Source organism: Streptomyces sp. NBC_01013 (genome assembly GCF_045162765.1).
Taxonomy (GTDB): Bacteria; Actinomycetota; Actinomycetes; order Streptomycetales; family Streptomycetaceae; genus Streptomyces.
Map to the genome: position 1 here is coordinate 1369745 of NZ_CP108687.1, position 20449 is coordinate 1390193.

Here is a 20449-nt window from a genome sequence, read left to right on the forward strand (position 1 = left end):
TCGCCCGATGACCCGGACGACGGCCCGCACGTTAACGCGTTGTTCACCTCTACCCGACGGCCCGGGGGCCCGACTGCTCACCCTTGGCCCCGTTCTCACGGTTCAGGTAGTTGTAGACGGTGAAGCGGCTGACGCCCAGGGCACCCGCCACGGTCTCGACGCCGTGCCGCACCGAAAAGGCACCGCGTGCCTCCAGGGTCCGGACGACCTCCTGCTTGGTCCTGCGGTCCAGTTCGGCGAGCGGCTTGCCGTGCCGGCGCTCCAGCGCGGCCAGGATGCGGTCCAGCGAGTCGGAGAGCTGCGGCAGCCGGACGGCTATGACGTCCTCGCCCTCCCAGGCCAGGACGACGTCGTCGGCCTGTGCCTGCTCGGGTCCGAGCAGCTCGGCGCCCATGGCGTCGACGAGCGGCTTGACGGCGGCGACGAGGGGGTGGTCCGCAGGCCCGGTCACTTCGGGTCCTCCCCGATGACGTTGACCTGGAGCGAGACCCGGGTGGCACCGGATGCCAGGGCCCTGCGCAGCAGGGAGTCCACCGCGGTGAGCACCTCGTCGGCGCCGCCCTCCGCCGTGTTGCCGAAGGGGCCCACGTCCACCGCGTCCAGTTCGGCCGACTGGATGACCTCGCGGGCCACGACCGCGTGGGCCGGTGCCTCGTCGAGATCGAACGGCTCGGTGGTGAACTCCACTCTCAAGCGCACTGTGCCTCCCACGTGTGTCGCACCGCGTCAGGGGCGACCCGCGGCTCGGGCATGACCCTGGGGCGTGTCGCCGGACCGCTGTCGTCGCCGCCCGGCGGACGGCAGTCCGGCGACACACCTTAACGGACCGGCGCCGCCCCGCACGGCCTACAGCGGCAGCACGCAGACCGCGGCCGGGGCGGGGAACGGCGCCCCGGCCGGGCTCATAGCGCCGGTGGTCGTGTCGACGCGGAAGGACGTGACCGTGCCGGACCGCTGGTTGGCGGCGAGGAGGAGGGTTCCGTCCGGGGAGAAGGCGGTGTGCCGGGGGAAGTCTCCGCCCACCGGCACGGTGTCCAGCAGTCGCAGCGTGGCCCCGCCGTCCTCCACGGCGTACCGGGTGAGGCTGTTGTGGCCCCGGTTGGCGAGGTAGGCGAAGCGGCCGTCGGCGGTGACCAGGAGCTGGGAGGGGTAGCTGGTGCCCTCGCCCGTGCCGGTGGACTGTGGTGTGCCCGGGGTCAGGGCGCCGGTGGCGGGTTCGTAGCCGCAGACGACGACCGTGTTGTCGAGCTCGCACGCCAGGTAGGCGTGGCGGCCGCCCGGGTGGAAGGTGAGGTGACGCGGCCCGGCGCCGGGGCGCAGTGCGGCGTACGAGGACTGCGTCAGGGTGCCGCGTTCCTCGTCGAACCGGTAGGTGTACACGGTGTCGTTGCCGAGGTCGACGGCGAGGACGTGGCCGCCGTCGGGGGCGGTGAGGATCTGGTGGGCATGGGGGCCGTCCTGGCCCGGTCCGGGCGCGGGCGCGGTGTGGGCGACCAGGTCCGTACGCTCCCCCACCGATCCGTCGGCGGCCAGCGGGTGCACGGCGACGCTGCCGGAGGTGTAGTTGGCGCTGAACAGCCACTGCCCTCCCGGGTGGACCGAGAGGTGGCAGGGGCCGGCGCCGCCGGTGGCCCGTGTTCCCAGGACGCGGAAGGTACCACCGGTGAGCGCGACGGCCGTGACGCCTCCGTTCTCCTGTTCGTCGACGGCGTAGAGCGTGCCGCCGGTGGGGTGCACTGCGAGGTACGAGGGGTTTTCGACGCCGGTGACGACGGTGCGGGAGGTGATGCCGCCCGTCGCCGAGTCGTACGAGGCGACGCCGATGCCGGTGCCTCCCGGGGTGGTCGAGGTGTACGTACCCAGGAACAGCGTCCCGGTCCGGCGGGCCCCGGGCTTCACGGGGCGCGGCGGCGGGCCGGGGCGGATCTCGCCGCGGGGAAGCGTGGGGGCGGCGGCGAGGGCGCCGCCCGCCAGGAGTGCGCCGAGGAGGGTTCGGCGGCTGGTGGGCGATGTCATGCGAGGCACCTCGTGGGGTCGGTGGCGTCGGATGTGTCAGTCACAGTGGCCTTCCCCGAGCGCCCTGCGCAAGAGACGCACGAGCCATTGCGCAGGACGCAGCGACAGCGGAGCCGTGGGCCGTCCGCGCGGGGCGGGCGGGCGGCGTCCGCGCGGGGCGGGCGGGCGGCGTCCGCGCGGGGCGGGCGGGCGGCGTCCGGCTCAGTCGCCGGACTGGATGTCACCGCGGGTGGACGACGTGATCGGGTCTCCCTGGGCGAAGTCCCCCGGCGGGATGCCCGGGTGGTGCCCGCCCTCCAGATGCTCCACGGCGGCCGCCGGACCGAGGGCCAGCCGGGAGACGATCCGGTAGCGGTCGCCGCGGTAGAGCGAGTGCACGTACTCCACGGGGCAACCGGTCGTGTCCGAGGTCAGCCGCTCGAAGAGGAGGGCCGGGGAGAGCTCCGGAACGTCCAGGAGCCGGGCCTCGGCCCGGGTCACCACGGTCGGCTCGATCGCCTGGACCGCCTCGTGGACGTGCACGTCGTGGCGCTCGCGCAGGTGCTCGTACAGGTCGCCGTTCTCCAGCTCCTGGGCCGAGAGGCCCGGGACCAGCTCGGCCCTGATGTGCAGGTGCTCGATCGCCATCGGGGCGCCGTCGACGAGCCGCAGCCGGGCCACGTACACGATCTCCGCCGCGGGCGACATGCGCAGCTTGCGGCCGACCCGGGCGCCCGCCTGGAGGGTGGTGAACTCCAGCAGGCGGCTCGACCAGGCCCCCGCAGCCTGCGGGACCGTCAGGGCCAGGTCGGCCGAGACGAGCTCCTGGGTGATCTTCTCGGGTGCGACGAACATCCCGCGGCCGTGCTCGCGCACCAGCAGCCCGGAGGCCACCAGTTCGTCGATGGCGGCGCGCAGAGTGGGCCGCGAGACGCCGAGTGTGACGCAGAGGGAGCGCTCCGACGGGATGGCGTCGCCCGGGCGGCGCGACTCGATCAGCTCCAGTACGGCGTCACGGGCCCTCTCCCGTTTGAGCACCGCCCCCGATGCGTCGGCGTCCATGCACTGCCCCCTTCTCACACGTCACTTTCTTACCAGTCGAGTGACCAGTTGAGCCAACTGCGCTACTGGTCAGGGAAAGTGTAGCCCGTCACGCGCCGGGCATCCGGCCCGCGTTCCCACCGAGATCACTAAATCCCTTTGCAGCCAGAGGGGTTGACGACCTCATTGGTCTATGCCACCTTCATCCACCATCAAGAGGTGAGCTGTCCAGTGGACTTCACTGGTCAGGTGGTCAGGTCCTGTCTCCCAGAGGTGAACCGTGAAGTACCGCTTGCTTGCCGGTGGGTCCGCACTCGTGATGGCCGCCGTTCTCAGTGCCTGCAGTTCGTCGTCCGACTCCACCGGTACCTCCGGGGACGGAGCGACGAGCATCGATGTGTGGCTGATGCGCGACAGCGTGTCGGCGCAGTTCCAGAAGGAGTTCGTGACGGGCTTCGAGGCCGCGCACCCCACGATCAAGGTCCGGGTGCAGATCCAGGAGTGGGACGGCATCGGGGAGAAGATCACCGCCGCGCTGGCGAGCAACGACGCCCCGGACGTGATCGAGAGCGGCAACACCCAGGTCGCGCAGTTCGCCCAGAGCGGGGGGCTGCTCGACCTCAGCGACAAGGTCGACGAGCTGAACGGCAAGGACTGGCTCAAGGGGCTGGCCGAGCCGGGCGCCTACGAGGGCAAGCAGTACGGCGTTCCGTACTACGCGGCCAACCGCGTCGTCATCTACCGCACCGACCTGTTCGCGAAGGCGGGGATCGACGCGTCCGCGATCAAGACGCGCGACCAGTGGCTCACGGCCACCGGAAAGCTCAACAAGGGCGGGACACAGGGCATCTACCTGCCGGGCCAGATGTGGTACGCCCTGGCCGGCTTCGTCTGGGACGAGGGCGGCGACCTCGCCACCGAGTCCGGCGGCACGTGGAGGGGCTCCCTGGACACCCCCGAGGCGCTGCGCGGAATGGAGTTCTACGGCAAGCTCCAAGGACTCGGCAAGGGCCCCAAGGACTCCGACGAGGACGACCCGCCGCAGGCCGACGTGATGGCACAGGGGAAGACCGCCCAGGTCATCTCCACCCCGGGCGGCGCCAATGTCGTCATCGAGAAGAACCCGGACCTCAAGGGGAAGCTCGGCTTCTTCCCCATCCCGGGCAAGAGCGCCGACACCCCGGGCGCCGTCTTCACCGGCGGTTCCGATCTGGTGATCCCCACGGCGTCCGGCAAGCAGGAGGCGGCGCTGACCTTCGTCAGGGAACTCACGGGCGACGCCTGGCAGAAGAAGCTAGCCGTAGCCATGAGCTACGTGCCGAACAGAACCACGCTCGCTTCCGCCGTGGCCGGCGACCCGGGTGCGGCGGCCATGGCGGCCGGTGCGGCGAACGGGCACGCGACGCCCAACACGCCCGGCTGGGCGGCCGTCGAGGCGGAGAACCCGATCAAGGACTACATGGCCGCCGTGCTCACCGGCGGTGACCCGGCGAAGGAGGCCGCCAAGGCCTCCGAGGACATCACCCGGGCCATGAACACCGCTTCCTGACCCCGCCCCTCCTGCCGTCCCGACCCATGAGAGGAGGCGAGCCGTGTCGGTCATCCGGGAACGGACCGCACCCCCCAGCCCGCTGCGCCGGAGAACCGCCGGCCCATCAGGACCGCCGCCCCGCCGGCGGCGGTCCGGGGAACCACGCGGCCTGTGGCCGTACGCCCTGATCGCACCGGCGGTGGGCGGCATGGTCTACCTGCTGCTCTACCCGCTGCTGCGGGCCGTGCTGATCTCGCTGCAGGACTTCCGGCTGCGCCAGCTGATCATGGGTGACGCACAGTTCGTGGGGCTGCGGAACTACCGCACTCTGCTGTCCGACCCGCGGTTCTGGGAGGTGGTCAGGCGCACCTTCCTCTTCATGGCGGTCAACGTGGTCCTGATCATGGTGATCTCGATCCTGGTCGCGCTGATGACGGAGCGGCTGGGCCGGTTCGGCCGCACCGTGGTGCTCAGTTCACTCGTCCTGGCCTGGGCCATGCCGGTGATCGCGGCCACCACGGTCTTCCAGTGGCTGTTCCACTCCGAGTTCGGCATCGTCAACCATGCGCTGACCGGGGCGGGCTTCTCCTCCTTCGACCGCTACCCGTGGTTCGCACACGGCACCGCCGCCTTCTGCATCCTGGTCCTGCTGGTCGTCTGGCAGTCGGTGCCCTTCGCGGCGATCACGATCTACTCGGCGCTGACCACCGTCCCGGCCGAGCTGTACGAGTCGGCGCGGCTGGACGGGGCATCCGGGTCCCGGATCTTCCGCTCGGTCACCGTCCCGATGCTCCGGCCGATCTTCCTTCTGGTCTTCTCGCTGGAGGTGATCTGGACATTCAAGGCGTTCGTCCAGATCTGGGTCATGACCCGCGGCGGCCCGGGGGACGCCACCACGATCCTGCCCGTGTACGCGGTGCAGACCGCCCTCGCCGGCCAGCGCTACGACCTGGGCTCCGCCGCCTCGATGGTGACCGTGGTCCTGATGTCCGGGGTGCTCGTCCTCTACTTCCGCCAGATGCTCCGCCAGGAGGGCGAAACCCCATGAGCCGGACACACCCGCGGGTCCGCCGGATCCCGTTGAACGCCGCCGCCGTACTGACCGTCCTGATCTGCCTGTTCCCCGTCTACTGGATGATCTCCACCGCGTTCAAGCCGTCCAAGGACATCCAGTCCACCCGCCCGCAGCTCGTCCCGCACACGTGGACGCTCGACCACTTCCGTACGGCGGTGCAGGCCGACGGCTTCGAGGTCTTCTGGCGCAACAGCGTCCTGGTGACGGCGAGTTCGATCCTGCTGGCACTGATCGTCGCCATGGGGTCGGCGTACGCGGTGGCACGGATGCGGTGGAAGGGCCGGCGCCAGTTCATGCTCATGGTCTTCATCGCCCAGATGGCGCCCTGGGAGTCGTTGATCATTCCGATCTACATCATCTCCCGCGACACGGACATGCTGGACCGGCTGCCCACGCTCACCCTCGTGTACTTCATGGTCACGCTGCCGTTCTCGATCATCGTGCTGAGGGGCTTCATCGGGACGATCCCGCCGGAGCTGGAGGAGGCCGCCCAGGTCGACGGATGCACCAGGACGGGGGCCTTCAGGAGGGTGGCACTGCCACTGCTCGCGCCGGGGCTGATGGCGACCTCGCTGTTCGGTTTCATCACCGCCTGGAACGAGTTCGCCTACGCCAACTTCCTGATCATCAAGCACCAGGAGAGCCGCACCCTGCCGGTCTGGCTCTCCTCCTTCCAGAACACCTTCGGCACCGACTGGGGCGCCACCATGGCCGCCTCGACGCTGTTCGCCCTGCCCGCGCTGGTCGTCTTCCTGCTGCTCCAGCGCCATGTCACCTCCGGCTTCGCGGCCGGCGCCGTCAAGGGCTGACCCGCCCGACGATCCGATTCCGGAGGACCCCCATGCCCTCGCCACGCCCCGAACACTCCCTCGTCCCCCGTCCCCGCAAGGTCGCGGCCCGCCCCGGCCGGTTCACCCTCGACCAGGACACCTCGATACGGGCCTACCCCGGCGCGCAGGACGCGGCCGACCTGCTGCGCACCCTGCTCGCCCCCGCCACCGGCCTGCCCCTCGCCCCCTCCGCCGCCGGCCGCATCGTGCTGGCTCTCGACCCCCAGCTGGGCGGGCTGGGGGAGGAGGGTTACGGGCTGACCATCGGCTCCGACGCCCTGCTGCTGCGGGCCGCGCGCCTGCCCGGCCTGCTCAGGGGCGTACAGACGATCCGTCAACTGCTGCCCGCCGAAGCCCTTTCGGACACGGCACAGCGCGGGGCGGCGCCGTGGACGCTGCCGTGTGTCGAGATCAGTGACGTGCCGGCGTATCCGTGGCGCGGCACGATGCTCGACGTCGCTCGGCACTTCCAGCCGGTCTCCTTTCTGCGCCGGTACGTGGACCTGATGGCGCTGCACAAGCTCAACACCCTGCATCTCCACCTCACCGACGACCAGGGGTGGCGGATGCCCGTCCCCGCCTACCCGCGACTGACCGGGATCGGCGGTCACCGCAGGCAGTCGATGTCCGGCCCGCCCGGCCGCGGGGAGGAGCGCTTCGACGGGATTCCGCACTCGGGCGCGTACACCCGTCAGGAGCTGCGGGACCTGGTGCGGTACGCGGCGGCGCGCGGGGTGCGCGTGGTGCCGGAGATCGAGATGCCCGGCCATGTGCGCGCGGCGCTCGCCGCCCACCCCGAGCTGGGCAACAACCCCGCGCGGCGGCTGGACGTGTGGACCCGCTGGGGTGTCTGCGACACGGTGTTCGGCGTCCACGAGGAGGTCTTCGACTTCTGCCGCACAGTGCTGGAGGAGGTCATGGACGTCTTCCCGTCCCCGTACATCCACATCGGCGGCGAGGAGTGCCCGACCACGGAGTGGGAGTCGAGCCCTGCGGCTCTGGCGCGGGCCGCCGCCGAGGGGCTGCCCGACGCCCGGTCTCTGCACGGCTGGTTCATGGGCCGGATCGGTTCGTTCCTGGCCGAGGCAGGCAGGCGCCCGGTCGGCTGGGCCGAGACGGGCACCGAACTGCCCCTCGAATTCACGGTGATGACGTGGCGCGACCCGGCCCACGCCCGCGCCGCAGCCCGCCGCGGCCATCGTGTGGTCACCGCTCACCACCGCACGACGTACCTCGACTACGCCCAGTCCACCGATCCCGGCGAGCCGGCCACCCAGCCGGGGCCGCCCGTCGGCCTGCGAGCCGTGCACGGCAACCGGCCTGTTCCGGACGGCTGGGAGGCCGCGGACGCCGGCCAGGTGCTGGGCACGCAGGCCCAGTTGTGGACCGAGTACGCGAGCACGCCGGAGCGGATCGAGTATCTGACGTATCCGCGGCTGTGCGCCCTCGCGGACCGCGCCTGGTCGGGCGGACGCAGCGACTGGCCCGGCTTCCTGTCCCGGCTCGGCCGGCACACGGCACGGCTGGACGCCCTCGGTGTCCGCTACCGCCCCCTGAACCCCCGGTCGCTCCTGACCACTTCCCCAGGAACAGCGCCACCTCGACAGGAACCACTCCCCCACGACCGTTCCGGAGAGGAACAGGTTTCATGAAGTCACTCGCGAAAACCCGAATCCGTGCGGCGGCGGCAGCCGCCGCCACACTGGCACTGGGCTGTACGGCCCTGGCCGCCGTCCCGTCGTCGGCGAGCGCCGCCGGCGTGCCGCTGACCGTGCAGTACCGCACCAGTGCGTCCGGCAGCACGGCCGACCAGAGCGAGCCCTGGCTGAAGGTGCGCAACACCGGCAGCGCAGCCATACAGCTCAGCAACGTCAAGGTCCGCTACTACTTCAAGGGCGAGGCGGCGGGCGACGCCTACCGGTTCGCCTGCTCCTGGGCGGTGAAGGGCTGCGCGAACATCACCGGGACGTTCGGCACACTCGCCTCCCCGACCGCCACCGCCGACCGCTATCTGGAGATCGGCTTCACCTCCGGCGCGGGGTCGCTCGCACCCGGCGCCGACACCGGCGACATGCAGCTGCGCTTCTACCGGTCGAGCTGGCAGCCCCTGCTGCAGAGCGACGACTACTCCTTCGACGCGGGCCGGACGGCGTACGGCGACTGGTCGAAGGTGACCGCGCAGCTCGGCGGTGCCACGGTCTGGGGCGAGGCCCCGGCCGGCAACGGCCCGACGGACCCGACCGATCCCACGGACCCGACCGATCCGCCGGAGGGTGCGCCCACGCTGTTCGACGACTTCAACTACGGCTCTCACACCGACCCGCAGATCGCCGCGCACGGCTGGAACGTCCGCTCGAACTCCGGCGGGCCCGGCGTGCCCGGCGCCACGTGGGCGCCGGAGAACGTCACGTTCGCCACCCAGAGCGGGAACTCGGTGATGAACCTGGAGACGTCGACGGCGGGCAGCGGCGAGTCCACGAAGCAGACCGAGATCCTGACCCAGTCGACGAAGTTCCGCAACGGCACCTACGCGGCGCGGGTGAAGTTCAACGACGCACCCGTGGCCGGTCCGGACGGCGACCATCTCGTCCAGACGTTCTTCACCATCAACGACCTCAAGGCGCCGATGGCGGACGACTACGCGGAGTACGACTTCGAGTACCTGCCGAACGGCGGTTGGGGCGAGAGCGGCAACATCCTCTACACGACGTCGTGGGAGACCTACCGCCCGGACCCGTGGGAGGCGGTCAACGCACACAGTGAGGCCCGGCAGAGCTATGCCGGCTGGCACGACCTGGTCGTGACCATCGACAACAGCGCGATCACCTACTACATCGACGGACAGCTGTTCGGCACCCACGGCGCGGCGTACCTGCCGGAGCGCGGGATGTCGATCAACTTCAACCAGTGGCTGATCGATCTGGCCGGGCAGACGAGCACGACGCCCCGCTCGTACGACCAGCAGGTGGACTACGTCCTGCACGTGAAGGACCAGGTCCTCACACCGGCCCAGGTCAACGCCAAGGTGAGCGCCTACCGCTCGGCGGGGACCACGTTCCAGGACACGGTGCCGGCCGGGTGATCCGGTAGGGGAAGCAGAAGGCGGGGCGCAGGCCGACGGGCCTGCGCCCCGCCTTTCGTGTGTCCGGAGCCGTGCGAGACCCGCGGTGGCCGGCCGCGACCGGCCGCGACCGGCCCGAATTCCGGGCACCCCCTTGACAGCCCGCCCACCCTCCGGGCAATCTTCCGTTAAGCAGAAACTAACTTCCGCAATACGGAAGGAGCGCCGAAACCCTCATGGGCTACCCGGACCAGCGCTTCGATGTGAACCTTTCGATCCTCTTCACGGAAATCCCGCTCCTGGAGCGACCCGCGGCAGCCGCCGCGGCGGGCTTCACGGCGGTCGAGCTGTGGTGGCCATGGACCGAGACCCCCACCCCTCCGCAGGCCGGACTCGACGCGCTGAAGAAGGCGCTCGACGAGGCGGGCACCCAGCTGGTGGGGCTGAACTTCTACGCCGGACAGCTGCCCGGCCCCGACCGCGGCGCACTGTCCGTGCCCGGCACGGAGTCGGACCGCTTCCGGGCCAATGTCGAGGTGGCGGCGGACTTCGCCGCCTCGGTCGGCTGCAAGGCGCTCAACGCGCTCTACGGCAACCGGGTCGACGGCGTCGACCCCGCCGCGCAGGACGAACTCGCCCTGGAGAACCTGGTCACCGCCGCCCGCGCGGCCGACCGGATCGGTGCGGTCCTGCTGATCGAGACCCTGAACAAGCCGGAGTCACCGCGCTATCCCCTGGTGAGCGCACCGGCCGGGATCGCGGTCGTGGACCGTGTCAACGCGGCGACGGGCCTCGGCAACGCGAAGTTCCTCCTGGACCTGTACCACCTGTCGATGAACGGCGAGGACCTCAGCCAGGTCATCGCGGCGTACGCCGACCGGACCGGTCACGTCCAGATCGCGGACAACCCGGGGCGCGGCGCGCCCGGCACCGGCTCGCTCCCGCTGGAGCAGCTCTGCGACGAGCTGACGAAGGCCGGTTACGACGGCTGGGTCGGCCTGGAGTACAAGCCGGGCGACCGGCCGAGCGCCGAGTCCTTCGAGTGGCTCCCGGCCGCCGCGCGGGCCGCCCGCTGAGGGCGGCGGCGGACTCCCCTCGTACACACGCTGAATCGGAAGGCACCCTCATGAGCAACAACCTCCCCAAGGTTGCGTGGATCGGGCTCGGCATCATGGGCTCACCCATGTCCGAGAACCTGATCAAGGCCGGTTACGACGTCACCGGATACACCCTGGAGCAGGACAAGGTCGACCGGCTGGCCGCGGCCGGCGGCACCGGCGCGGGCTCGATCGCCGAGGCGGTCAAGGACGCGGACGTGGTCATCACCATGGTGCCCGCCTCCCCGCAGGTCGAGGCGATCGCGTACGGCCCCGAGGGCATCCTGGAGAACGCGAAGCGCGGCGCGCTGCTGATCGACATGTCCTCGATCACCCCGCAGACCTCGGTGGACCTGGCGAAGAACGCCGCCGAGAAGGGCATCCGGGTCCTGGACGCCCCCGTCTCCGGCGGCGAGGCCGGCGCGATCGAGGCCGTGCTGTCCATCATGGCCGGCGGTGAGCAGGCCGACTTCGATGCCGCGAAGCCCGTACTCGAAGCGCTGGGCAGGACCATCGTGCTCTGCGGTCCGCACGGCTCCGGGCAGACGGTGAAGGCGGCCAACCAGCTGATCGTCGCCGTCAACATCCAGGCCTGCGCCGAGGCCGTCGTCTTCCTGGAGAAATCCGGGGTGGACCTCGCCGCCGCGCTCGACGTCCTGAACGGCGGACTGGCGGGCTCGACCGTGCTGACCCGCAAGAGGGACAACTTCCTGAACCGGGACTTCGCTCCGGGCTTCCGGATCGACCTGCACCACAAGGACATGGGCATCGTCACGGACGCCGCCCGCAACGTCGGCGCCGCACTGCCGGTCGGCGGTGTCGTCGCTCAGCTCGTCGCGTCGCTGCGCGCGCAGGGCGACGGCGGCCTGGACCACTCGGCGCTGCTGCGCTCGGTCGAGCGCCTGTCCGGTCAGCCCGTCCAGGGCTGACCGATGCGGCCGGGCCCTTCGCGGGCCCGGCCGGCACCCCCCCCCGCCGGGTGAGCACCCCCCGGCCCACAGACTTCCGGGCGGCGTCGGCGCTGACACCTGTCCTGTCGCGCCCAGGCGCCGGCGCCGTCCGGAACACCTCTTGCGCCACCTCTCCACCATGAATTTCAACAAACTGTTGACGTCGGGTTCGGAGCGTACTTACGCTCCCGGGGGCGTGTCCGCAACGTGTCGTCGTCCGCCCGAAGGGCGGGCCACGCCCCCCAGGCCCCCAAGCCGTCGCAGTTCAGCAGCTCCCGTACGGAAGGTCGCCCCGACACCATGACGCAGCGCGTGCTTACGACCGAGTCCGGCGCCCCGGTCGCCGACAACCAGAACTCCGCCACCGCCGGCGCCGGCGGCCCGATCCTCCTCCAGGACGGTCATCTCCTGGAGAAGCTCGCCCGCTTCAACCGGGAGCGCATTCCGGAGCGCGTGGTGCATGCCCGGGGCTCCGGCGCATACGGCTACTTCGAGGTGACCGACGATGTCACCGGCCTCACCCGCGCGGACTTCCTCTCCGAGGTCGGCCGCCGAACCGAGACGTTCATCCGGTTCTCGACGGTCGCCGACTCGCTCGGCGGCGCGGACGCGGTGCGCGACCCACGCGGCTTCGCGCTCAAGTTCTACACGAACGAGGGCAATTACGACCTCGTAGGCAACAACACCCCGGTGTTCTTCATCAAGGACCCCATCAAGTTCCCCGACTTCATCCACTCGCAGAAGCGCGACCCGTTCACGGGCCGTCAGGAAGCGGACAACGTCTGGGACTTCTGGGCGAACTCCCCCGAGGCCACACACCAGATCACCTGGCTGATGGGTGACCGGGGCATCCCGGCCTCCTACCGCCACATGAACGGGTTCGGTTCGCACACCTACCAGTGGACGAACGCCGCGGGCGAGGCCTTCTTCGTCAAGTACCACTTCAAGACGAACCAGGGCGTGCGTTCCCTCTCCGCCGGCCAGGGCGCGGAGCTCGTCGGCAAGGACGCCAACTCCCACCAGACGGACCTGCTCCAGGCCATCGAGCGCGGCATGAACCCGTCCTGGACGCTGTACGTGCAGCTCATGCCCACCGCCGAGGCCGCGGACTACCGCTTCAACCCGTTCGACGTGACCAAGGTGTGGCCGCACGCGGACTACCCGCTCCAGCGGGTGGGCCGACTGGTGCTGGACCGCAACCCGGACAACGTCTTCGCGGAGGTCGAGCAGGCCGCGTTCTCCCCGAACAACTTCGTGCCCGGCATCGGCCCGTCCCCGGACAAGATGCTTCAGGGCCGGCTCTTCGCCTACGCGGACGCCCAGCGTTACCGACTCGGCATCAACCACACCCAGCTGCCGGTGAACGCGCCGCGCACCGCGACCGTCGACAACTACGGCCGCGACGGGCTGCACGCGACGCGCTACGGCGCACGGCACGACAAGAACTACGAGCCCAACTCGCACGCGGGTCCCGCCCAGACGGACGCGGCGCACTCCGCGCCGCTGGCCGTCCACGGCTGGACCGGCACGCACGAGGCGCCCGCCCACAGCAAGGACGACGACTTCTTCCAGGCGGGCGAGCTGTACCGGCTGATGTCGGACGACGAGAAGGGCCGGCTGATCGCCAACATCGCGGGGGGCCTTTCGCAGGTCACGCGTGACGACGTGATCGAGAAGAACCTCGCCCACTTCCACGCCGCGGACGCCGAGTACGGCAAGCGTGTGGAGGAAGCTGTCCGCACCCTGCGCGAGGAGTAGCCCTCGCGCTCACCAGCCCTGCCCGCGTCGTCGCGCCCGCCCGGATGAGGGGTTGCGCGGGGCGCGGGCAGGACGAGGCCGCGGCGGTGGTGCGATACCAGTGCGGTGGTGTGGGCGGGCGGTCCTGGTCCCTGACCTGAAGGGGCGGGTCCCGTCACCCGTTCGCGCCCCGCCGCGGCCCCTGTTCTTCCCTGAGCCAGGGCGTGGAGTACGGATACGGTCCCGTACTCCACGCCCTTTCGCGTGTCCGGCCACCACCCGACCGGTTCCGTCCTTGATCGCCGGACGGGCTCGGGGGCACGCGGCGTCGGGTCCGGCGGGGAGGGCCACGGCAGGATCACGTCCTCCCGGCTGCTGAGGACGTCTCCGGCGACACGACCCCGCGGCCCCCACCCCCCGTTGGACGGGAGGCAGGGGCCGCGGGGTCGTGGGGGATCAGGCCTTCGCGAACGGCCGGATCGCCGTGGGCGCGTGGCCCGGCTCCGTCGCCACGTCCTCGAACTCGTTGACCGAAGCGATGTCCGTACCGCTCATCGCGATGTTCGTGACCCGCTCCAGAATCGCCTCGACGACCACCGGCACCCGGAACTCCGCCGCCAGCTTCTTCGCCTCCTCGAAGGCCGGCAGCAGCTGATCGGGCTCGGTGACCCGGATCGCCTTGCAGCCGAGCCCCTCGACGACCTTGACGTGGTCCACGCCGTAGACGCCCAGCTCGGGAGAGTTGAGGTTCTCGAACTCCAGACTGACCTGGAAGTCGATGTCGAAGTTGCGCTGCGCCTGGCGGATCAGCCCCAGGTAGGAGTTGTTCACCAGGACGTGCACGTACGGGATGCGGTGCTGCGCGCCGACCGCGAGCTCCTCCAGCATGAACTGGAAGTCGTAGTCGCCGGAGAGGGCGACGACGGAGCCTTCGGGGTCGGCCGTGGCGACGCCCAGGGCCGCCGGGATAGTCCAGCCGAGCGGGCCCGCCTGGCCGCAGTTGATCCAGTGGCGCGGCCGGTAGACGTGCAGCATCTGCGCGCCGGCGATCTGCGAGAGGCCGATCGTGGTGACGTAGCGGGTCTCGGGCCCGAACGCCCGGTTCATCTCCTCGTACACGCGCTGCGGCTTCAGCGGCACGTTGTCGAAGTGCGTGCGCCGCTGGAGGGTCGCCTTGCGCTCCTGCGTGGACGCGGCCCACTGCGAGCGGTCCTTCAGCTTGCCGGCCGCCTTCAGCTCGTGCGCCACCTCGACGAACAGTTCGAGCGCGGCCTTGGCGTCGGAGGCGATGCCGAGGTCGGGGGCGAAGATCCTGCCCAGCTGGGTGGGCTCGATATCGACGTGGACGAAGGTCCGGCCCCTGGTGTAGACGTCCAGCTTGCCGGTGTGGCGGTTGGCCCAGCGGTTGCCGACGCCGAGGACGAAGTCGGACTCCAGGAAGTTCGCGTTGCCGTAGCGGTGCGAGGTCTGGAGGCCCACCATGCCGGCGTTGAGCTCGTGGTCGTCGGGGATGATGCCCCAGCCCATCAGGGTCGGGACGACCGGAACACCGGTCAGCTCGGCGAACTCCACCAGGAGTTCGGCGGCGTCGGCGTTGATGATGCCGCCGCCCGCGACGAGCAGCGGGCGCTCGGAGGCGTTCAGCATCTCCAGGGCGCGTTCGATCTGCTTGCGGGTCGCGGCGGGCTTGTGCACCGGCAGCGGGTCGTACAGGTCGGGGTCGAACTCGATCTCGGTGAGCTGCACATCGATCGGGAGGTCGATGAGGACGGGTCCGGGCCGGCCGGTGCGCATCAGGTGGAAGGCCTGCTGGAAGACGCCCGGGACCTGCGCGGCCTCCAGGACGGTGGTGGCGGCCTTGGTGACCGGCGCGGCGATCGACGCGATGTCGACTGCCTGGAAGTCCTCCTTGTGGAGCACCGCCGTCGGAGCCTGGCCGGTGATGCACAGGATCGGGATCGAGTCCGCGATGGCGGAGTAGAGGCCGGTGATCATGTCGGTGCCGGCCGGGCCCGACGTCCCGATGCAGACGCCGATGTTCCCCGGGCGGGCCCGGGTGTAGCCCTCGGCCATGTGGGAGGCGCCCTCGACGTGGCGGGCAAGCGTGTGATGAACCCCGCCGGAGGCCTTGAGGGCCGCGTAGAAGGGGTTGATCGCCGCGCCCGGCACACCGAACGCGTTACTGACGCCTTCGCGCTTGAGGATCTCAACTGCCGCTCGGGCAGCGGTCATTCGAGGCATTGAGTGCTCCTGCTCGGACCTGGGTGGAGTCGGGCTCTGTCGCGCCACCTGAGAGCACCAATTCCGTATTACGGAAGTTTGATTCTGCTATACGGAAGCAAATCTAAAGTGTGCTCCCACGGCCGTCAAGAGAGGCGGGCCGGACGCCGGCGGCAGGGACAGCCGCCTCGAAGTACCCCAAGTCCCTCCCCCGGGCGTCGCTCTTGGTGGAGCATGGAGGTACGGAGCGGAGCCGGCCCGGAATGCGGGTGCCCGGCCGCTTGGTCATCGGCCGTAGGGAGTCCGAGGTGGAGTCAGTGCCGGTACGGTGCCCGGCCTGCCGGCGCGACCACGCGTACACCACGCCCGTCTATCCGTGCCCGTGCGGCGCGCCGACCGCACCGCCCCTGCTGCGCGGCGCCCCTGTCACGCCGATCACCCACCGCACCTGGAACGACGACTGGGTGACCGTGCGCTGCAGTGGCTGCGGCCGGCACGACCAGTGGCCGCAGCCCGAGCTGTGCTGCCCGTGCGGGGCCGTCCTGCGCATCCCGGTCCGGCCGGTGGCGGCGCCCGGCCGCCCGGCCGGCTCGTCCGCCCCGCCCGTGCGGCCGTCGCACATACCGCTGCCCCGCACGGCTCCGGCCCCACGGCCCCCCTTCCGGCCGCAGGCGATCCGCACCGCACGCGACGCGGTCGGCGCCGCGGCGCAGTACCTGACGTGGCTGGGCTACCGCGATGTCGTACAGCCCGCCGGACGCCCCGCGTCAAGAATCGATCTGCGGGCGGCCGGACTGATCGCCCAGGTCGACTCCACCACTCGGCCGACCACCCTGCGCGACATCGAATGCCTGTGGCTCAACGCGCTCAGCACCTCGGTGACGAGCGTGTTCTTCTCCCTGGCGGGATACGCGCAGGACGCCCGGGAGCGGGCGGACGGGCTCGGCATCCCGCTGTTCGTCATGGACCTCACGGGAACCCCGCAGCCGATGAACCCGCCGGCGGACGAACTTCTGAGCTCCGGCGCCTGAGCCCGGCGCCCGCCCGCCGAAGGGGCGCCGGCCGCCACACCGTGCGCATGAATCCGGCCTCGCGGCCGGGCTGGGCGCAATGCGCGCCGCGGAGGCCGAACACGGCCTCGACCGGTGACCGCGGGTCCGCACGCGGCGCAACGTGCCGCACCTCACAGAAACCGTCCGGCCACAGTGAGTGCTATCCGTCACGTTCGAGCCAGGGGCCACAGATGTTCGGTCCGTTGTCGGTGGCGGGCTCTACAGTGGGGCGCATGGTCTTAACTCCACGGCTTTCTCCACCCGCGACACCGGTTTCACCCGCCGCACCCGCGACCCCGGCGCACCACACCTTTCCCGCACAGCCGGCCCACCCCGCCGCCGTAGAGGCGAACGAGGCGATCCGTGCGCTCGTGGACGCGCGCGCCGGCCAGGACTGGTCCCCCATGGAGTCCGCTGCCTACGAGGTGCTCCTCATCGAGTGGGCGGCCGCGACGCAGGGCACCACCGGCGACATCATCGAAGCCGCCTGACGGCGCCCCGGCGCCCGTCCCCACCCCTACCGGGCGTAGTTCTCCCGTAGTTCGATCTTCCGGACCTTCCCGCTGACCGTCATCGGGAAGGTATCCATGATCTGGAGCAGGCGCGGCACCTTGTAGTGCGCCAGCTGCCCGTGGCAGAAGTCCCTGACCTCCTTCAGGCTCGGGGGGCCGGCCGGGTCCGCCGCGATGACGCAGGCCAGGATCTCCTCGCCGTACCGCTCGTCCGCCACCCCCACCACCTGCACGTCGGCGATCTTCGGGTGACGGTAGAGGAACTCCTCGACCTCCCGTGGATAGACGTTCTCGCCACCCCTGATGATCACGTCCTTGATGCGGCCGACGATCTGCACATAGCCGTCCTCGCGCATCACCGCGAGGTCCCCGGTGTGCATCCAGCGCCCCGCGTCGATCGCCTCGGCGGTCCGCTCGGGCTGCTCCCAGTAGCCGAGCATCACGCTGTAGCCGCGGGTGCACAGTTCGCCCGACGCGCCGCGCTCCAGCGTCACTCCCGTCGCCGGATCGACGACCTTGACCTCGATGTGCGGCATCACCCGGCCGACCGTCCCGGTGCGGCGCTCCAGGTCGTCGTCGCGGCGGGTCTGGGTGGAGACGGGGGAGGTCTCCGTCATGCCGTAACAGATGGACACCTCGTCCATGTGCATCTCGGCGACGACCCTCTTCATCACCTCGACCGGGCAGGGAGATCCGGCCATGATGCCGGTGCGCAGCGAGGAGAGGTCGTACGAGGCGAAGGTGGGGAGGTTCAGCTCCGCGATGAACATGGTGGGGACGCCGTACAGCGAGGTGCAGCGCTCCTGCTCCACCGCGGCAAGGACGGCGGCCGCCTCGAAGGCGGGGGCCGGGATCACGATGCAGGCTCCGTGCGAGGTGATGCCCAGATTGCCCATCACCATGCCGAAGCAGTGGTAGAACGGCACCGGCAGACAGACCCGGTCCTGTTCGGTGTAGGCGACCAACTCCCCCACGAAGTAACCGTTGTTGAGGATGTTGTGGTGGGAGAGAGTGGCACCCTTGGGGAAACCGGTCGTGCCGGAGGTGTACTGGATGTTGATCGGGTCGTCGCAGGACAACCCGGCTTCACGGGCCGTGAGTTGCTCTGCGGTCACCGATCCGGCGACGGCGAGCAGATCGTCCCAGGAGCGGTCGCCGATGTAGTGCACGGCGCGCAGGTCGGGGCAGCCGGCCCGGACCTCGTCGACCAGCGCCCGGTAGTCGCTGGTGCGGTGCGCGAGCGAGGCGACCAGGAGCGAGACCCCGGCCTGCTTCAGTACGTACTCCAGCTCGTGCGCGCGGTAGGCCGGGTTGATGTTGACCATGACGGCGCCGATGCGCGCGGTCGCGTACTGGACGAGGACCCACTCCGGGCAGTTGATCGCCCAGATGCCGACCCGGTCCCCCTTCGCCACGCCCGAGGCCATGAGCGCACGGGCCAGTTCGTCGACGGCCGCGCCGAATTCGGCGTACGTCCAGCGCCGTCCGGACGGTACGTCGACGAGCGCCTCCCGGCCGGGGTACGCCTGGACCGCCCGGTCGAGATTGCGTCCGATGGTGTCGCCGAGGAGTGCGGTGGTGCCGGTGCCGTGGGCGTAGGACGGTTCGGTCATGCCAGGTCCCCCTCGCTGTACTCGGTTCCCGTGCCCTGGGCAGTGCGCTCGCGCAGCTCGATGCGGCGGATCTTCCCGGAGACGGTCTTGGGCAGCTCGGCGAACTCCAGCCGGCGGACCCGCTTGTACGGGGCGAGCACGGCCCGGGAGTGGGCGAAGAGCACCTTGGCGGTGTCCGGTCCGGGCTCCCAGCCCTCGGCCAGCACGACGTACGCCTTCGGGACGGAGAGCCGCAACGGGTCGGGGGCCGGCACGACGGCGGCCTCGGCCACGGCCTCGTGCTCCAGCAGGGCGCTCTCCAGCTCGAACGGGGAGATCTTGTAGTCGGAGGCCTTGAACACGTCGTCGGCGCGGCCGACGTAGGTGATGTAGCCCTCGGCGTCGCGGGAGCCGATGTCTCCGGTGCGGTAGTAGCCGCCCGCCATGGCTTCGGCTGTGCGGTCCGGATCGCCGTGGTAGCCGGTCATCAGGCCGACCGGGTGGGCCGACAGGTCGAGCGAGATCTCACCTTCGACGGCGCCCGGCTCGCCGCTGACCGGATCGAGGAGGACGACCTTGAAACCCGGGCTGGGGCGGCCCATCGAACCGGCCTTCAGGACCTGGCCGGGTGTGTTGGCCACCTGGACGGCGGTCTCCGTCTGGCCGAAGCCGTCGCGGATGGTGACGCCCCACGCCCGCCGGACGGTCTCGATGACCTCGGGGTTCAGCGGCTCGCCCGCCGCGACGACCTCGCGCGGCGGGGTCGTCAGCTGGGAGAGGTCGGCCTGGATGAGCATGCGCCACACGGTGGGCGGGGCGCAGAAGCTGGTGACGCCCGAGCGGTCCATCTCGGCCATCAGCCGGCCGGCGTCGAAGCGGGTGTAGTTGAAGATGAAGACGGTCGCCTCGGCGCTCCACGGGGCGAAGAGGTTGGACCAGGCGTGCTTGGCCCAACCGGGCGAGGAGATGTTGAGGTGGACGTCCCCGGGCTTGAGGCCGATCCAGTACATCGTCGACAAGTGGCCCACGGGGTAGGAGACATGGGTGTGCTCGACGAGCTTGGGGCTGGCGGTGGTGCCCGAGGTGAAGTACAGCATCAGCGGCTCGTCGGCGTCGGTCTCGCGGTCCGCCGTGAACGTATCCGGCTGGTCGTCGGCCCCGGCGTAGGAGATCCAGCCCTCGGTGTCGGCGCCGACGGAGATCCGGGTGTAGTCGCCGGGCACCTCGTCGAACTTGGCGGTGTCGGCGTCCCGGACGAGGACGTGCCTGACCCGGCCGCGCTCGACCCGGTCGCGCAGGTCGGCCGGGCCCAGCAGCGGCGTCGCGGGGATGACGACGGCGCGCAGTTTCATCGCGGCGAGCGCGGTCTCCCAGAGCTCGGCCTGGTTGCCGAGCATGACGAGGATGCGGTCGCCCTCCCTTACGCCCTGGGCGCGCAGCCAGTTCGCGGCCTGGTTGGAGCGGGCGGACATCCGGGCGAAGGACATCTCGGTGCGTCCGCCGTCCTCCTCCACGATGTGCAGGGCGGTGCGGTCGTTGTCCCGGGCGATGACGTCGAACCAGTCGAGCGCCCAGTTGAAGTGGTCGCTGCGGGGCCAGCGGAAACCGTCGTAGGCCGCGGTGTAGTCCTCGCGGTGCCGAAGCAGAAAGTCCCGGGCGGCCCGGAACGTCTCCGTCGCGCTGGATGCCGACATGTGCCCTCCTCATTGCGGACCGGACCGGTCGCTTAACATCATGTAAACAGTGACCCAGCTCT

Annotated in this window: 17 protein-coding genes; 10 read left to right on the forward strand and 7 right to left on the reverse strand. The window is 70.5% G+C overall.

Features of this window, described 5'->3' with window-relative positions:
* Positions 1 to 49: 49 nt before the first annotated feature.
* The 4 genes from OG538_RS05910 to OG538_RS05925 form a co-directional block, all read right to left on the reverse strand.
* Positions 50 to 451 carry a helix-turn-helix domain-containing protein gene (locus OG538_RS05910; protein WP_406090853.1) on the reverse strand — a complete coding sequence of 134 codons (402 nt, stop codon included), beginning with the start codon at positions 449 to 451 and terminating at the stop codon, positions 50 to 52.
* Complete coding sequence (locus tag OG538_RS05915; RefSeq protein ID WP_406090855.1) at positions 448 to 687, reverse strand: hypothetical protein; 240 nt, start codon at positions 685 to 687, stop codon at positions 448 to 450. The genes OG538_RS05910 and OG538_RS05915 overlap by 4 nt, the downstream gene beginning before the upstream one ends.
* Before the next feature lie 159 nt (positions 688 to 846).
* Entirely contained in the window at positions 847 to 2016 is a 1170-nt protein-coding gene (locus OG538_RS05920) for a lactonase family protein (RefSeq protein WP_406090857.1), read from the reverse strand.
* A 201-nt stretch (positions 2017 to 2217) separates the two neighbouring features.
* Positions 2218 to 3057 carry a GntR family transcriptional regulator gene (locus OG538_RS05925; protein ID WP_406090858.1) on the reverse strand — a complete coding sequence of 280 codons (840 nt, stop codon included), beginning with the start codon at positions 3055 to 3057 and terminating at the stop codon, positions 2218 to 2220.
* A gap of 259 nt (positions 3058 to 3316) precedes the next feature.
* On the opposite strand from OG538_RS05925, the gene OG538_RS05930 reads away from it, so the two are divergent.
* From OG538_RS05930 to OG538_RS05965, 8 genes are all read left to right on the forward strand, one after another.
* Positions 3317 to 4585, forward strand: a complete 1269-nt coding sequence (locus OG538_RS05930; protein WP_406090860.1) for an extracellular solute-binding protein — start codon at positions 3317 to 3319, stop codon at positions 4583 to 4585.
* Between the two features lie 43 nt (positions 4586 to 4628).
* On the forward strand, positions 4629 to 5615 hold the full coding sequence (locus OG538_RS05935; protein WP_406090862.1) for a carbohydrate ABC transporter permease: 987 nt from the start codon (positions 4629 to 4631) through the stop codon (positions 5613 to 5615).
* The gene (locus tag OG538_RS05940) at positions 5612 to 6451 is read left to right on the forward strand and encodes a carbohydrate ABC transporter permease (protein WP_406090864.1); all 840 of its coding nucleotides are present in this window, start codon (positions 5612 to 5614) and stop codon (positions 6449 to 6451) included. Before OG538_RS05935 ends, OG538_RS05940 begins: the two co-directional genes overlap by 4 nt.
* A 32-nt stretch (positions 6452 to 6483) precedes the next feature.
* Positions 6484 to 8124 (forward strand): beta-N-acetylhexosaminidase, encoded by a 1641-nt coding sequence (locus OG538_RS05945; RefSeq protein WP_406090866.1) that lies wholly within the window; start codon positions 6484 to 6486, stop codon positions 8122 to 8124.
* Positions 8121 to 9554 carry a cellulose binding domain-containing protein gene (locus tag OG538_RS05950; RefSeq protein WP_406090868.1) on the forward strand — a complete coding sequence of 478 codons (1434 nt, stop codon included), beginning with the start codon at positions 8121 to 8123 and terminating at the stop codon, positions 9552 to 9554. The genes OG538_RS05945 and OG538_RS05950 overlap by 4 nt, the downstream gene beginning before the upstream one ends.
* A gap of 215 nt (positions 9555 to 9769) precedes the next feature.
* A complete protein-coding gene (locus OG538_RS05955) occupies positions 9770 to 10609 on the forward strand; it encodes a TIM barrel protein (protein ID WP_406090870.1) in 840 nt (279 codons plus the stop codon).
* Between the two features lie 50 nt (positions 10610 to 10659).
* Entirely contained in the window at positions 10660 to 11559 is a 900-nt protein-coding gene (locus OG538_RS05960; RefSeq protein ID WP_406090872.1) for a 2-hydroxy-3-oxopropionate reductase, read from the forward strand.
* Positions 11560 to 11880: 321 nt separating this feature from the next.
* The gene (locus tag OG538_RS05965; protein ID WP_406090874.1) at positions 11881 to 13338 is read left to right on the forward strand and encodes a catalase; all 1458 of its coding nucleotides are present in this window, start codon (positions 11881 to 11883) and stop codon (positions 13336 to 13338) included.
* 435 nt (positions 13339 to 13773) lie between these two features.
* Here the strand turns inward: OG538_RS05965 and gcl are convergent, their stop codons facing one another.
* A complete protein-coding gene (gene gcl / locus OG538_RS05970; protein WP_406090876.1) occupies positions 13774 to 15549 on the reverse strand; it encodes a glyoxylate carboligase in 1776 nt (591 codons plus the stop codon).
* Positions 15550 to 15845: 296 nt separating this feature from the next.
* Between gcl and OG538_RS05975 the strand changes: the two genes are divergently transcribed.
* On the forward strand, positions 15846 to 16568 hold the full coding sequence (locus OG538_RS05975; RefSeq protein WP_406090878.1) for a hypothetical protein: 723 nt from the start codon (positions 15846 to 15848) through the stop codon (positions 16566 to 16568).
* Positions 16569 to 16822: 254 nt separating this feature from the next.
* Positions 16823 to 17080 carry a hypothetical protein gene (locus tag OG538_RS05980; protein WP_406090879.1) on the forward strand — a complete coding sequence of 86 codons (258 nt, stop codon included), beginning with the start codon at positions 16823 to 16825 and terminating at the stop codon, positions 17078 to 17080.
* A gap of 26 nt (positions 17081 to 17106) precedes the next feature.
* Here the strand turns inward: OG538_RS05980 and OG538_RS05985 are convergent, their stop codons facing one another.
* The gene (locus OG538_RS05985) at positions 17107 to 18714 is read right to left on the reverse strand and encodes an AMP-binding protein (protein ID WP_406090881.1); all 1608 of its coding nucleotides are present in this window, start codon (positions 18712 to 18714) and stop codon (positions 17107 to 17109) included.
* Positions 18711 to 20387 (reverse strand): AMP-binding protein, encoded by a 1677-nt coding sequence (locus OG538_RS05990; RefSeq protein WP_406090883.1) that lies wholly within the window; start codon positions 20385 to 20387, stop codon positions 18711 to 18713. Before OG538_RS05990 ends, OG538_RS05985 begins: the two co-directional genes overlap by 4 nt.
* Between the last annotated feature and the right edge of the window lie 62 nt (positions 20388 to 20449).